This is a genomic window from Rhizobium binae (assembly GCF_017357225.1).
GTDB lineage: Bacteria > Pseudomonadota > Alphaproteobacteria > Rhizobiales > Rhizobiaceae > Rhizobium > Rhizobium binae.
This window is the reverse complement of record NZ_CP071606.1, coordinates 459,729-473,136: the sequence shown is the minus strand read 5'-3', so window position 1 is coordinate 473,136 and position 13,408 is coordinate 459,729. Positions and strand designations below refer to the sequence as shown.

At 62.9% G+C, this 13,408-nt stretch carries 14 protein-coding genes and 1 pseudogene; 10 read left to right on the top strand and 5 right to left on the bottom strand.

Features of this window, described 5'->3' with window-relative positions:
- Positions 1-64 precede the first annotated feature (64 nt).
- The 5 genes from J2J99_RS26785 to J2J99_RS26765 all read right to left on the bottom strand — a co-directional run bounded on the left by J2J99_RS26785 (position 65) and on the right by J2J99_RS26765 (position 5,269).
- Positions 65-1,147, bottom strand: a complete 1,083-nt coding sequence (locus J2J99_RS26785; RefSeq protein ID WP_168297731.1) for an ABC transporter ATP-binding protein — start codon at positions 1,145-1,147, stop codon at positions 65-67.
- A gap of 7 nt (positions 1,148-1,154) precedes the next feature.
- Positions 1,155-2,039 (bottom strand): carbohydrate ABC transporter permease, encoded by an 885-nt coding sequence (locus J2J99_RS26780; RefSeq protein ID WP_168297732.1) that lies wholly within the window; start codon positions 2,037-2,039, stop codon positions 1,155-1,157.
- Complete coding sequence (locus tag J2J99_RS26775) at positions 2,039-2,926, bottom strand: carbohydrate ABC transporter permease (RefSeq protein ID WP_168297733.1); 888 nt, start codon at positions 2,924-2,926, stop codon at positions 2,039-2,041. Before J2J99_RS26775 ends, J2J99_RS26780 begins: the two co-directional genes overlap by 1 nt.
- A 98-nt stretch (positions 2,927-3,024) precedes the next feature.
- Positions 3,025-4,257, bottom strand: a complete 1,233-nt coding sequence (locus tag J2J99_RS26770) for an ABC transporter substrate-binding protein (protein ID WP_168297734.1) — start codon at positions 4,255-4,257, stop codon at positions 3,025-3,027.
- Positions 4,258-4,315: 58 nt separating this feature from the next.
- Positions 4,316-5,269, bottom strand: a complete 954-nt coding sequence (locus J2J99_RS26765) for a sugar phosphate isomerase/epimerase family protein (protein WP_168297735.1) — start codon at positions 5,267-5,269, stop codon at positions 4,316-4,318.
- Positions 5,270-5,491: 222 nt separating this feature from the next.
- Here J2J99_RS26765 and J2J99_RS26760 point away from each other — a divergent pair, with 222 nt between their 5' ends.
- From J2J99_RS26760 to J2J99_RS26715, 10 genes and pseudogenes are all read left to right on the top strand, one after another.
- Complete coding sequence (locus tag J2J99_RS26760; RefSeq protein WP_168297736.1) at positions 5,492-6,562, top strand: LacI family DNA-binding transcriptional regulator; 1,071 nt, start codon at positions 5,492-5,494, stop codon at positions 6,560-6,562.
- 94 nt (positions 6,563-6,656) lie between these two features.
- Positions 6,657-6,934 (top strand): annotated as a pseudogene (locus J2J99_RS26755) (CopG family ribbon-helix-helix protein).
- Positions 6,922-7,215, top strand: a complete 294-nt coding sequence (locus J2J99_RS26750) for a type II toxin-antitoxin system RelE/ParE family toxin (protein WP_168297737.1) — start codon at positions 6,922-6,924, stop codon at positions 7,213-7,215. Before J2J99_RS26755 ends, J2J99_RS26750 begins: the two are co-directional and overlap by 13 nt.
- Positions 7,216-7,409: 194 nt before the next feature.
- Positions 7,410-7,841 carry an acetyl-CoA carboxylase biotin carboxyl carrier protein gene (locus J2J99_RS26745; RefSeq protein ID WP_168297895.1) on the top strand — a complete coding sequence of 144 codons (432 nt, stop codon included), beginning with the start codon at positions 7,410-7,412 and terminating at the stop codon, positions 7,839-7,841.
- Positions 7,841-9,235 (top strand): acetyl-CoA carboxylase biotin carboxylase subunit, encoded by a 1,395-nt coding sequence (gene accC / locus J2J99_RS26740; RefSeq protein WP_168297738.1) that lies wholly within the window; start codon positions 7,841-7,843, stop codon positions 9,233-9,235. Before J2J99_RS26745 ends, accC begins: the two co-directional genes overlap by 1 nt.
- Complete coding sequence (locus tag J2J99_RS26735; protein ID WP_168297739.1) at positions 9,232-9,657, top strand: acetyl-CoA carboxylase; 426 nt, start codon at positions 9,232-9,234, stop codon at positions 9,655-9,657. The genes accC and J2J99_RS26735 overlap by 4 nt, the downstream gene beginning before the upstream one ends.
- Positions 9,654-10,361: a 5-oxoprolinase subunit PxpB gene (pxpB, locus tag J2J99_RS26730; RefSeq protein WP_168297740.1), complete on the top strand. Its 708-nt coding sequence runs from the start codon at positions 9,654-9,656 to the stop codon at positions 10,359-10,361. Before J2J99_RS26735 ends, pxpB begins: the two co-directional genes overlap by 4 nt.
- Positions 10,358-11,353, top strand: coding sequence for a 5-oxoprolinase subunit C family protein (locus J2J99_RS26725; protein WP_168297741.1), 996 nt, complete (start codon positions 10,358-10,360; stop codon positions 11,351-11,353). Before pxpB ends, J2J99_RS26725 begins: the two co-directional genes overlap by 4 nt.
- A gap of 20 nt (positions 11,354-11,373) precedes the next feature.
- Positions 11,374-12,141 carry a 5-oxoprolinase subunit PxpA gene (locus tag J2J99_RS26720; RefSeq protein WP_168297742.1) on the top strand — a complete coding sequence of 256 codons (768 nt, stop codon included), beginning with the start codon at positions 11,374-11,376 and terminating at the stop codon, positions 12,139-12,141.
- A 60-nt stretch (positions 12,142-12,201) separates the two neighbouring features.
- Positions 12,202-13,404, top strand: coding sequence for a pyridoxal phosphate-dependent aminotransferase (locus J2J99_RS26715; RefSeq protein ID WP_168297743.1), 1,203 nt, complete (start codon positions 12,202-12,204; stop codon positions 13,402-13,404).
- Positions 13,405-13,408 lie beyond the last annotated feature (4 nt).

Sequence of the window (13,408 nt, the reverse complement as noted above, 5' to 3'; positions counted from 1 at the left end):
GGAGCGATTGCTCAAAACGGCGCGCAGCGCGCCGGCGATTGCGAGAAAACAAAGGGGCGGCGCATCACAGCCGCGATCCATCGGCACCGAAGAGCGACGCCCTGGCAATATCGAGCCCGGGAGCCACGGCGTCGCCCGGCTGCAGGGCCACGTCGCCCATCAGCCTGAGCGAGAGGCTTTGATCGGCCCAGTCGAACCAGACGACAGCATCGGATCCCATCGGCTCGACGACGGAAACGCGGCCGGGAATGGTGGGCAGGCTGCCTGCCGTCCCGTCGAGCACGAGATGCTCAGGGCGAAAGCCGAGTGTTGCCGCTCCTTCCGCCGCATTTGCTTGAAAGGAATAACCGGAGAGATCGACGGCAAGCCCCTTGCTCCGGAAGACCGGCGCGCTGTCGCCGCGCTCGATCCGACCTTCGACGAAGTTCATCGCCGGCGCGCCGATGAAACCGGCAACGAAGAGGTTGGCCGGCCGGCGATAGATCTCGGCCGGCGAGGCGAGCTGCTGGATGACGCCGTCGCGCATGATGGCGATGCGGTCGGCAAGGGTCAGGGCCTCGACCTGATCATGAGTCACATAGATCATGGTGTTGCCGAGGCGCTGATGCAGCTTCTTGATCTCGACGCGCAATTCGTTGCGCAGCTTGGCGTCGAGGTTCGACAGCGGTTCGTCGAAGAGGAAGACATCGACTTCGCGCACCAGCGCCCGGCCGATGGCGACACGCTGGCGCTGACCGCCGGAAAGTTCGGCCGGGCGCCTGTCGAGCAGTGTGTCGAGGTGAAGGAGAGCGGCCGTGCGAGTGACACGGGCCTCGATCTCGGCCTTCGGCAGACCGGCGACGCGAAGGCCAAAAGAGAGGTTCTTGCGAACCGACATGCGCGGGTAGAGCGCGTAGGACTGAAAGACCATGCCGATGCCGCGGTCTTTCGGCTCCTCCCAGCTGACGTTCTTGCCTGAGATCCAGATCTCGCCGGCAACGATGTCCTGCAGCCCGGCAATGGCATTCAGCAGCGTGGACTTGCCGCAGCCGGAAGGTCCGAGCAGCACCAGGAACTCCTGCGGGGCAATATCGATCGACATTTTTTCGATCACCGTATGGTGGCCATAGGCGATCTTCAGATCCTTGACGGAGACGGCGGATTGCATGGAAGCGTTACCCCTTGACGGCGCCGGCCGCGATGCCGCGCACGAACCAGCGGCCGGACAGGAAATAGATGGCAAGCGGAACGATGGCGGTCAGGATCGTCGCCGCCATGTTGACGTTGTAGGTCCGCTCGCCCATCGTGGTGTTGACGATATTGTTGAGCTGCACGGTCATCGGCAGGTTGTCGCGCCCGGCGAAGACGAGGCCGAGCAGGAAGTCGTTCCAGATGCCGGTGAACTGCAGCATCGAAACCACGACCACCATCGCCACGGCGATCGGCAGCATGATCTCGAAAAAGATGCGCCAGAAACCGGCGCCATCGACACGCGCCGCCTTGCAGAGCTCTTCCGGCACGCTGACGAAATAGTTGCGGAAGAGCAGCGTCACCAGCGGCAGGCCGAAGATGACATGCACGAGAATGATGCCGGCAAGCGAATTGTAGAGCTCGATATTCGCCATCGCGCGGACCATCGGATAGAGGAATATCTGATAGGGGATGAGACCGCCGGCCATCAGCAGACCGAAGAGCAGGTTGGCCCCGCGCGGTCGCCAGAGCGACAGCGCATAGCCGTTGACGGCGCCGATGAAGACCGAGAGCGCAACCGCGGGAAGGGTGATCGCCACCGAATTCCAGAAGCCGCTGCGAATGCCGACACAGACGGTTCCCATGCAGGCGCCAGACCAGGCGGTCGCCCAGGCGGAGAAATCGAGCGTGGACGGCAGCGCGAAGATCTGCCCAAGCCGGATCTCGTCCATCGATTTCAGCGAGGTGACGACCATGGTGTAGAGCGGCAGGAGGAAGAATAGCGCGGCGACGACCAGGAAGGCGTAGAGGCCGATGCGCCCCGCGGTGAGCCGTGCCGGCTTCGGGCCGTTCGGATGAAGAGCGGCCATCACGCGGCCCCCTTCGCCCTGTTGCGCATGTGCATCGCATAGCGAAAGGGGGCGACCGCGAGGATGACCCCGAGGACGAGCACGGTCGCTCCTGCCGTGGCAAGGCCGAGGTTCTGGCGGCCGAACAGATTGTCCATGATGAATTTTGCCGGCACTTCTGTCGCATTGCCGGGACCGCCATTCGTCATGGCGACGACGATGTCGTAGGTCTTGATCACGCCCATGGCGAGCAGCATCCCGGCCGCCGCCAGCGCCGGCCCGAGCTGAGGCAGGATGATCGAGACATAGATCCGCCAGACGGGAATGCCGTCGATGCGCGCCGCCTTCCATTGGTCGGCCTCGATGCCGCGCATGCCGGCAAGCGCGATGACCATGACGAACCCGGCACCCTGCCAGACGCCGGCGAGGACCAGCGCGTAGATCGCCATGTCGCGATTGACCACCCAGTCGAGGACGAAACTATCCCAGCCGAGCGAGCGCATACTCGCCTGGATACCGAGCGTCGGATTGAGCATCCATTGCCAGATCAGCCCGGTCACGACGAAGGACATGGCGTAGGGATAGAGGAAGATGGTCCTGAAGGCGCTTTCGAAGCGGATCTTGCGGTCGAGGGCGGCGGCGAGCAGGAAGCCGAGCAGCAGGCAGCCTGCGACGTAGAGGACGCCGAAGATCAGTACGTTCTGCAGCGATGCGAGCCATTTGGCCGAAGAGAAGAGCTTCGAATATTGCGCCAAGCCGACATAGGTCGAGGAGGGAAAGAGCGTGGAATTGGTGAAAGACAGGCGGACCGACCACGCCATGGTGCCGATGAAGACCGCGACCGCGACGAACCATGTCGGCAGCAGGGCGATGGTGGCGGAAAGATTAGGCTTGCGTTTGAACGACATCGGCCAGCTCGTCGACGGATGAAAGGAGCACGCCGCCGCTGCACAATGGCGGCGGGCAGCGGCGGCGTCGGCATCAGACTGACGCCACCAGCGCTATCCTATTCGAAAATGGCGAAGAAGTTCGCGGCGGCGGAGGCTGCGTCGTTCGAGCCGCCGCTCCAATATTCGTCGACGTAGTCGTCGAGCGCGCCGACCTGCTGGGGCGTCAGCACAATCGCCTGGTCCGGCACGATCGCGCCCGCAGCCATCAGCTCCGCGCCCTTCCGGGCACAGACATCGAGTTTCGACTTGTCGACGTCGGTGCGCATGGGAACCGCGCCTTTCTTCAGCGCGAATTCGATCTGAACAACCGGATCCATGACGACCTCGGCGAGAAGTTTCTGCGCCTTTTCGGTGCCGGCATTACCGGTCTTGGGGAACCAGAGGGAGTCGGCGATATAGACCATGCCCTTCGATTCCGGCGCGATCATGCAGCCATAATCCTTGCCCGGCTCCTTTCCGGCGACGGTGAATTCGCCCTTGGCCCAATCGCCCATGAACTGCACGCCGGCCTTGGCGGTGATCAGCATGGCCGTCGCATCGTTCCAATTGCGGCCGGCAGCACCGGCGTCGACATAGCCGCGCAGCTTGCCGAGGATTTCAAGGGTCTTGGTGACGCCGTCGACCGAGGCCTGGCTCTTGTCCTTGTCGACATAGATCTTCAGGAAACCGTCGATCCCGACCTGAGAGAGCAGGATCATGTTGAAAACCTTGGTCTGCTGCCAGGGCTGACCGCCCCAGGCGACCGGAACGATGCCGGCGGCCTTCAGCTTGTCGAGATCGGCGAAGAATTCGTCCCAGCTCTTGGGCTCCTCTGCGATGCCCGCCTTCCCGAAGGCTTCCTTCGAATAGAAGACCCAGCTTTCGCCATGGGCGCCGGTCGGCGCAAGATAGACCTTGCCGTCATAGGAAATGAGATCGTAGATCGATTTCGGCAGGACCTCGGCCCATTTGCCGGCGACAGCGACGTCACCGATCGGGTTGAAAAGGCCTTGGCTGACGAAGTCCGCAGCCGCAAGACCGATGACGCCCTGCTTGGCGCCTGGCGCATCGCCGGCGACGATACGGTTCTGGAAGGCGGCATCGGCCGCGCCGAAGCCGGCGATGGAAGAATCCTTCCAGACGCCGCCGCGCTTTTCGAATTCGGTCTTGATGACATTCAAGGCCGCCGCTTCGCCGCCCGACGTCCAGGACGACATCATCTCGATCGTCGGCTTGTCCTCGGCATGGGCCGAAGCGAGGATACCAGCGAATGCCACGCCGGCAAGAAAGAGCTTCATCATAGTCTTCATTGTTCCACCTCTTGAAAATTCCCTCTTTGCGGGGCGTTTGTCGTTCTCGGAATGATTGTCAGCGGTAGATCGGCAGGAGCGCCTGCCGGACGAGCGTCAGCCCGTTGGCGATGTCGCGGACGGGATCCGGCGCGGCGTCGAGTTCGAGGATCGCCCAGCCTTCATAGGCCCGGTCGCGCAGCAGCCGGATCCAGGCTGGCCAGTCGACCCGCCCGAGGCCGAAGCCGCAGAAATAGGGGCGATGGCGATCATGGATCTGCTTGTCGATCGGGGTGTCGGCGGGCATGGGGCCGATCGCATCCTTCCAATGGGCGATGATCATCCGCTCGTGATGGCGATCGACGAGCTGGACGGGATCGGAGCCGGCAACAATGATGTGGGCCGTGTCCGGGCACATATGCACATAGGCGGGGTCGGTCAGAAGCATCATCAGATCGACGTCACGCGCACCGGCAAAAATCGAATGCGCCTCGGTATGCAGCGCCAGCCGCACGCCCCTATCATAGAGGGTCGCGCCGAGCCGGTTCAGAAAGTCGGCAATCACCTTGGCGCGGTCGAGGCCATAAAACTGCACCGGCTGGGCGCCGAGCGTCTGGCGAAGCGGCGCGCCGATCACCATGATGTCGCTGCCGCAGGCTTTCAGGAAGTCGGCATAGCGTTCCGCCTTGTCGATCAGCGCGCGCTGAGCCTCGGGGTCGGCAAAGTCGCCCGCCGCCTCCAGCTCCGCGAAGAAGCCGCTGCAGAGCGTCAGGCCGCGGTCTGCCAGCTCGGCAGCGAAGGCGTCGACGGAACCATAAGTCTTGATCGCATCCTGCCAGTTGAAGGGAGAGAAGGTCAGCTCGACACCGGTGACGCCGGAGGCCTGGACGCTGTCGAGTATCTTGTCCCAGAAGGCCCGTGGTTCGGCGCGCGCATGGGCGACGATCGCATCATCGCTATCGACGTCCCAGAAGCCCGGATGAAAGAACGTCACGAGATCGACGCCGAAGCGCAGCCTGTCGCCAATAGCCATATCTATCCCATTTTCTCAAGGCATGACATATCTGCGTGCGGAACCGCAGTTCCGCATTCAATAAATCATGGATTTCAACGCATTAAGTAATGGCAATCGTTTGCCATGGCTAAATGATAGTCAAGCTGGCTTTTTAAGCAAGCGTTTTTTGGCAAACGTTTGCTATAAACCGCCGCCTGCCTTAAAGTTGCATATCGAAGCATCCGGGGGGACGAATTAAAAGTGAATAAAAACAAGGACGTGGCTGGAGAGGAGCAGTCGGGGGCGTTGATGGCCGATGTGGCGCGGCTCGCCGGCGTGGCGATATCGACGGTCAGCCGGGCGCTCGCCAATCCCGGACGGGTCAACGAGAAGACGCGTGCCAGGATCAATGCGGCGGCCAAGCAGCTCGGCTATACGCCCAATGCGATGGCGCGCGGCCTCAGGGTCGGCAAATCCAATACGATCATGATCATCCTGCCGGGATCGCCCTATTATGGCGCCTCGCAGATCATTCCGCAGGTCCTGCAGAGCATCAACAAGTCCCTGATCCAACAGGGGTATAATTTGATGATCGCCAATCTTGATCGCGAGGAGGTTTCCGAACGGCACATCCTCGATCTTGCCTTCGGCGGAACGGTCCGGGGAGCCATCATCTTCTCATCGAAACTTCCCGAGATCGACGGGCGTTCGCCCGCGGATTCTGGGCTGCCGATCGTCTCAATGCTATTCGACATGAGCGATGCAGGACTGCCGAGCGTTGTGACCAACGACCGGGAGGCGATACGGGAAGCAACGACGGAATTGATCCGTTCGGGTCATCGGCGCTTCCTCTATATCGCCGGCCCCACAGGCAACTATCACGATGTCGAGCGTTATGGCGGCGTCCTCGAGGCATTGCGGGCGGGAGGGCTTTCGGAAGAAGCCGTGTCGAGATCCGGCGGCGAACTTGAATACCAGCATGGCTTCGAGATCGGCATTCGCGCGGTCGATGATTTCATGAAACTCGCCGCCAGGCCGACAGCCGTCATCGCAACGAGCGACGACATGGCGATCTCATTCATGAGCCGCATTCAGCGCGCCGGCTTGAGCGTTCCCGGTGACATCTCCATCGTCTCCTTCGACGGTTCTCCTGTCTGCGAATTCTGCTCGCCGCCGCTCTCGACGATCGAGCAGCCGGTGGAAGAGATGGGGCGCGCTGCCGTGGGACTCCTGCTCGACGCTGTCCGGCAAACTGAGAATGCGGTGGCGATGCGTACCATCATCCGCAGCAGGCTTATCCTGCGGGAGAGCATCGCATCTCCGAAGGGCTGACGCTACGGAACCGCCTCATTCAATTCATTCATGGACAAATACCGCGAGCAAGCCAAAATTAGCGTCAGGTATTACCTTTCGCTAAGGGGGCCTCATGGCATCGCCGACCTCGCTCAAGCTCGATGACGAGCTTAAGGGCCGCGTCCAACAATTGGCCGAGGCGCGCCGCCGTTCGTCCCACTGGATCATGCGTGAAGCCATCGCGCAATATGTCGAGCGCGAGGAGAAGCGGGAGGCGCTGCGGCAGGAGACGCTCGACGCCTGGAATGAATTTGAAGCGACGGGACTGCATGTCACCGGCGTCGAGGTCGAAAAATGGCTTTCGACGTGGGAACTGACGACGAGTTGTCCGCATCCGAATGCCACAAGTAATCTTCTCCCCGGCCGCCATCCGCGACCTCGAGCGGCTCCGGGAGTTCCTGCGGCCGAAAAACCCGTCGGTCGCAAAGCGGGCAGGCGAAAGCATTCTCAAAGGCGTCAACCTCCTCGGCGCGCATCCCCATATAGGACGCTTCGTCGAAGATCTGCCCGAGCAATACCGGGAATGGTTCATCGATTTCGGAGAGAGCGGATACGGCGCGCGCTATCGCGTGGATGGCGACTTCTTGACGATCCTCGCCGTACCGCATCAGAAGGAAACAGGATTCCAATAGGGATTTCGAGGGACCACGCCTGTCGGTTGGCGACTTCGCGGGCGCCCGCGGATAGGGCCGACAAGGCGCTGACTGCACTCCATCAAAACTTCGTCTGACCCCATTAGTCGGCGCGTCGTGCTACGAAAATGACGACGCCGGGCGATCCGAACCTTCAGCTCTGCCCGGCGGAAATTGAAATTCCGAGCACGCACATGGACCTCTCGAAGATCAAGACGCTGATCGACTTTGTCGGACGATCGAACATTACCGAGCTGACCGTGACGGAAAAGGATGTGACGGTTCGGATTTTCCGCGCGTCGCCGCGAGAGACCGCTGTCGCCGAACCCTCGAAAGAGCCCGGATCGACGACAAGCCTGATCTCCGATGCGTCTTCGAGCGTCGAGAAAACCTCCCATGCGGTGAAGGCGCCCGTCTTTGGCGTCCTTCATCGGGCGCCGGCGCCCGGCGAGCCGCCATTCGTGGCGATCGGCGACGCGGTGGAGGAGGGGCAGACCCTTTTCATTATCGAGGCGATGAAGGTCTTCAACACGATCGCCGCGCCGCGGTCCGGGCGCATCACGCATCTCACCGATATCGACAATGGCGAGGTCGAAACCGGCGACCTGCTGGCGGAGATCGTCTGATGCCGAAAACCTCGGAACAATCCGCTGCTTCAGGGCGCCGTTTCGATACGGTCCTCATCGCCAATCGCGGCGAGATCGCCGCCCGGGTTCAGCGCGCCTGCCGCGAACTCGGCCTGAAGACGGTCGCCATCTGCTCCGAAGCGGACAGGCAAGCGCCTTATATCAAGACCGCAGACCATTTTCTCTGCATCGGCCCGTCGGCTGCGGGCAGGAGCTATCTCAATCAGGATGCCATCCTTCTCGCCGCACGCCTGACCGGCGCGGGCGCCATCCATCCCGGTTACGGTTTTCTGTCGGAGAACGCCGCATTCGCCGAGGCCGTCGAAAAGGCCGGGCTGACTTTCATCGGTCCGACCGCTTCGTCGATCGCGACCATGGGCGACAAGATCGCGGCGAAGCGGGCGATGATGGCGGCTGGTGTTCCCTGCGTTCCCGGCCCTGACAGCGCGCTGCCCGACGACCCGGCCACAATCGAGCGCATCGCGCTGGAGATCGGCTATCCCGTCATCGTCAAGGCGTCCGGTGGCGGCGGCGGGCGCGGCATGCGCGTCGTCCCGAAAGCCCATCAGCTGCATGAAGCGATCGCGCTGACCCGGGAAGAGGCGCGCAAGGCCTTCGGCTCGCCCGCCCTCTACATGGAGAAATTCCTGGAGCATCCGCGCCATATCGAGATCCAGGTCGTTTGCGACGATCACGGCAATACCGTGTGGCTGGGACACCGGGATTGCTCGATGCAGCGCCGCCATCAGAAAGTGGTGGAAGAGGCGCCGGCGCCCGGGATCGCACCCGACATCATCCAGCCGGTCGGCATGGCTTGCGTGCAGGCCTGCCGCCAGATCGGCTACCGCGGCGTCGGCACCTTCGAATTCCTCTATGAGGACGGCGCTTTCTATTTCATCGAGATGAACACGCGGCTTCAGGTCGAACATCCCGTCACCGAACTGACGAGCGGGATCGATATCGTCCAGGCGCAGATAAGGGCGGCCCAAGGCGAGGTTCTGGAATTCGCCCAGGGCGATGTCACCTGCAAGGGCCACTCATTCGAATGCCGCATCAACGCCGAGGATCCCGACACTTTCCTGCCCTCGGCCGGTGTCGTCACCCGTCTCGCTTTGCCGCAGGGGCCGGGCATCCGGGTCGATACGCATATTCATTCCGGCTACAGAGTCTCCCCCTATTACGACTCTCTGATCGCCAAGCTGATCGTCCACGCGCCGACGCGGGCGAAAGCGATGGCCAGAATGTGCGAGGTGCTTGCCGCTACCGAGATCGAGGGCATCGCCACCAATATCGCCTTCCTGCGCGCCCTGTTCGAGGACCACGCCTTCGCGCGCGGTGAGACCGATATCCACTATCTTGAGAACTGGCTGAAGCTGCGGAGACCGGCCGCATGAGCGCCATTGACTTCAGCGATCCCGCAACCATTGCATTCCTCACCGACGCGCTGACGGCCGCCGGCGTGAAGGGCCTCGAAATCTCGCGGCCGGACGGGCAGATTCGCATTGACGTTTCAGGGGAGGGCGGCGCTTGCATCAGCACGCAGCTAGCCCCACCCCGCCCCTCGGGTTCCGCACCTGTCGTTGTGAAGGCGCCGCTGGCGGGGCATTTCTGCGCCGAACATCCGGCCGCCGCCGTCACGCCCCAAACTTTGCCGCGCTCCGTATCCGCTGTCGATCTCCTCGGCTTCATAAGGGTAGGCCATGTGCTGCTTCCCCTTCGCGCCCGCCATTCCGGGGTCTTGACCAGGCTGCTCGCCGAACCTGACGCCCTGGTCGGCTTCGGTGACCCTCTGTTCGAAATCGAGCTGCCATCATGATCGTCACGACGAACACACATGCCTCGCAACGCGAAATCGTTCCGGCCACTCAAAGCCGGGCGCGGGTTTCCTCGATCGGGGCCAGATCCTTCCTGCTCGAGGCCCCGGGCGATTTCGATCTCATCGCGCAACGGCGGATCTGGGCCCTGTCTCAAACGGTGAGAGGCTGGGCGGATCTTGCCGAAAATATTCCCGGGATGACCAACCTGCTGGTGATCTTCAAGGAGACGCCCGAGGATCCCGATGCGGTGGTCGCACGGCTGCTGGAGGCATGGGAGCATGCGCAGAGCATCGATCTCATCGGCAAGACCATCGAAATTCCTGTCCATTACGGCGGCGAACATGCGACCGATCTTCCGGCCCTTTGCGATCTCTCGGGCTTGAGCGACCGCGATGTCGTCCGCATCCATCATGAGGCGACCTATCGGGTCTTCGCCTTGGGCAGCGCGCCGGGTTTCGGCTACCTGCATGGCCTCGATCCGCGCATCTACATGCCGCGCAAGACCGTGCCGTCGCTGAAGATGCCGAAGGGCTGCGTGACGATCGGCGGCATGCAGACCGGCGTCGCCATGCTGACCGGCCCCAATGGCTGGAATTCCATCGGCTTCGCGACGCTCGAGATGTTCGACCCGACCGCGCCCACCCCCGCCATGATGGCGCCAGGCGATACGGTGCGATTCCTGCCGGCAAGGATCGAGCTATGATCGAGATTTTGGAAACCGGGCCCTTCAACACGGTGCAGGATCTGGGACGCCCCGGCTATCGCGACATCGGCGTGTCGGCGAGCGGCGCGATGGATCCGCTTGCGGTCAGGATCGGCAATATTCTCGTCGGCAATGACGAAAATGCGGCGGTGATCGAGGTCCAGACCTTCCCGTTCAGCCTGCGCTTCGAGCGGCGCACCGTCTTTGCCGTGACCGGTGCCGACGGCCATCCTTACCTCGACGGATCGGCACTCATTCCCTGGTGCGCCTACGCGGCAGAGCCCGGACAGCTTCTCCAGCTGCAGCAGCCCCCGCGGCTGGCGCGCGCCTATATTTCGGTCGGCGGCGGGCTGGACATTCCAGTTGTCATGGGGTCGCGCAGCACGTCGCTGCGCGGCGGCTTCGGCGGCAACGCCGGCCGGCCGCTGGCGAAGGGCGATCGGATCGCGGTCGGCGAGGACTTGGAGATTGCCATGCTGCCGGCCTCCGGCCTCGCCGCCGTCGAGCCGGCCGTGGCACTGCGCGACGTCTTCCCGGCGCCGGTCGACGGTGTATTGACGATCCGCGCCCTGCCTGCCGGCGAGCATGGTCTCTTTGCCGGAGACGGCGAAGCCTTCTGGAGCCAGACCTGGCGGATTTCCTCGCGCAGCGACCGCACGGGCTACCGTCTGTCCGGCGAACCGATCACGCCGACCGTCGCCGTCGAGATGCGCTCTCACGGCGTCGTGCCCGGCGTCATTCAGGTTCCGCCCGGCGGCGAACCGATCGTGCAGATGAGCGAAGCGAACACCGCCGGCGGTTATCCGAAGGTCGCCGGCGTGATCGAATGCGACCTTTGGCGGCTCGGGCAGGCCCGCATCGGCGCCCGCCTGAAATTCGTCCGGTCGACGCATGCGGAAGCGCGCGCGGTCGAACAGGCCGTCGCCCGCTATGTCGAGGATGTCAGGCTGACATCTAGGATGGTCAAACGCGCCCTGAGGGCGATGGTCTGAACGAGCGAAAGGAGGAACTCATGAAGATCGATCTGAATTCCGACATGGGCGAAGGATTTGGTCCCTACCGGCTATGCGACGACGAAGCGATGATGAAAATCGTCTCCTCGGCCAATATCGCCTGCGGCTTCCACGGCGGCGACCCCGATACGATGGGGCGTATGGTGCGGGTGGCAAAGCAGAATGGCGTCGGCATCGGCGCCCATCCCGGGCTGCCCGACCGTCTAGGCTTCGGCCGGCGCGAAATACCTTTCCAGGCGGACGAGCTTCGCCAGCAGATGCTCTACCAGCTCGGCGCGCTGATGGCGATCGCCAGAGCCGAGCGCGTCACCGTCTCTCATATCAGCTTTCATGCGGCCATGGGCAATATGGTCAACCGCGACCCTGTCCTTGCCGACCTGATGATGGATGCGATTGCCACCGTCGACGCCAATCTCGTCGTCTTCGTCACCTCAGGCAGCGAGATCGAGCGCGCGGCCAGGCGCGCGCGGCTGAAGACGCTGGCGCTTTTCCTTGCCGACCGGGCCTATGACGCCGAGGGTAGACTTGTCGCCCGCGGGCTTGCCGGCGCCCTCGTCAAGGACGAAGCCGCCGTGCGCGCCCGTGTGCGAAAATTCCTCCTCGACGCAAGCGTCGAAACCATCGACGGCGCCGTGATCGCCATGCCGGCGCGCTCCATTCTCGTCCACAGCGATACGCCCGGCGCCCTCGAGCTTGCCGGCATCGTGCGCGGCGAGATCGAAGCCACCGGCGCCACCCTCGTACCGGCCGCCGAACTCGCCGAATAAGGCAATCCCGATCGCCTGCCGGCGGTCTTTCCTCCAATCTCTCCTCGAAGGACCATCCCGATGTCCGTCATCGCCGACCGCCTGAAAAACGTCTCGATATCCGCATCCGCCGCCATGACTCAGCGCGCCCGAGAACTGGCCGCCAAGGGGATCAAGGTCGTCAGCCTCTCCTCCGGCGAGCCGGATTTCCCTACGCCGGCACACGCGATCGAAGCGGCGCACGCGGCGGCGCTCGCGGGTGATACGAAATATCCGCCGATGGACGGCACGCCGGCGCTGAAGGCCGCGATCATCCGGAAGTTCAAGCGCGATAACAATCTCGACTATGATGCCAGCCAGATCGTCGTCTCGGGCGGCGGCAAGCAGGTGATCTTCAATGCGATGCTGGCAACCTGCAATCCGGGTGACGAGGTCGTCATTCCCACACCCTCCTGGGTCAGCTATGCCGATATTGTCAAATTCGCCGGCGGCGTGCCCGTCGCGGTCCCCTGCCACGAGCAGACTGGCTTCAAACTGCACCCGGAGGATCTGGAAGCGGCGATCACGCCGCGCACCAAATGGCTCTTCCTGAATTTCCCGAACAATCCGACCGGTGCAGCCTGCTCCCGGGCGGAGATGGCAGCCATCGCCGAAGTCATGCTGCGCCATCCAAACGTCTGGATCATGACCGACGATATTTACGAACATCTGGTCTACGACGATTTTCAATTCTGCACGATCGCGGAAGTCGAACCCAGACTATACGACCGCGTCCTGACGATGAACGGCGTCTCCAAAGCCTACGCGATGACAGGCTGGCGCCTCGGATTCTGCGCCGGGCCGAAGGACCTGATCTCGGCCATCAGCAACGTCAACGGACAGAATGGCGGCGGCATCGCGACGCTCACCCAGGCCGCGGCGACCGCAGCGCTCGACGGGTCGCAGGACCTGCTGAAAGAGCGTGCCGCGATCTATAAGACGCGACGCGACTTCGTCCTCGATAAATTATCCCAAGTGGAAGGACTTCGCTGCCATCGGCCCGAGGGCGCCTTCTATATCTATCCCAACATATCGGGGCTGATCGGCAAGGCCAGCAAGGGCGGGCGCAAGATCGAGACCGACGTCGATTTCGTCATGGCGCTCGTAGAAGAGCATCATGTCGCGACTGTGCAAGGCGCGGCTTACGGGATGAGCCCCTTCTTCCGCATTTCCTACGCCACCAGCCTGGAAAAACTCGGCGAAGGCTGCGCGCGGATCGCGCAGTTCTGCAAGGACATGCGCTGACCGC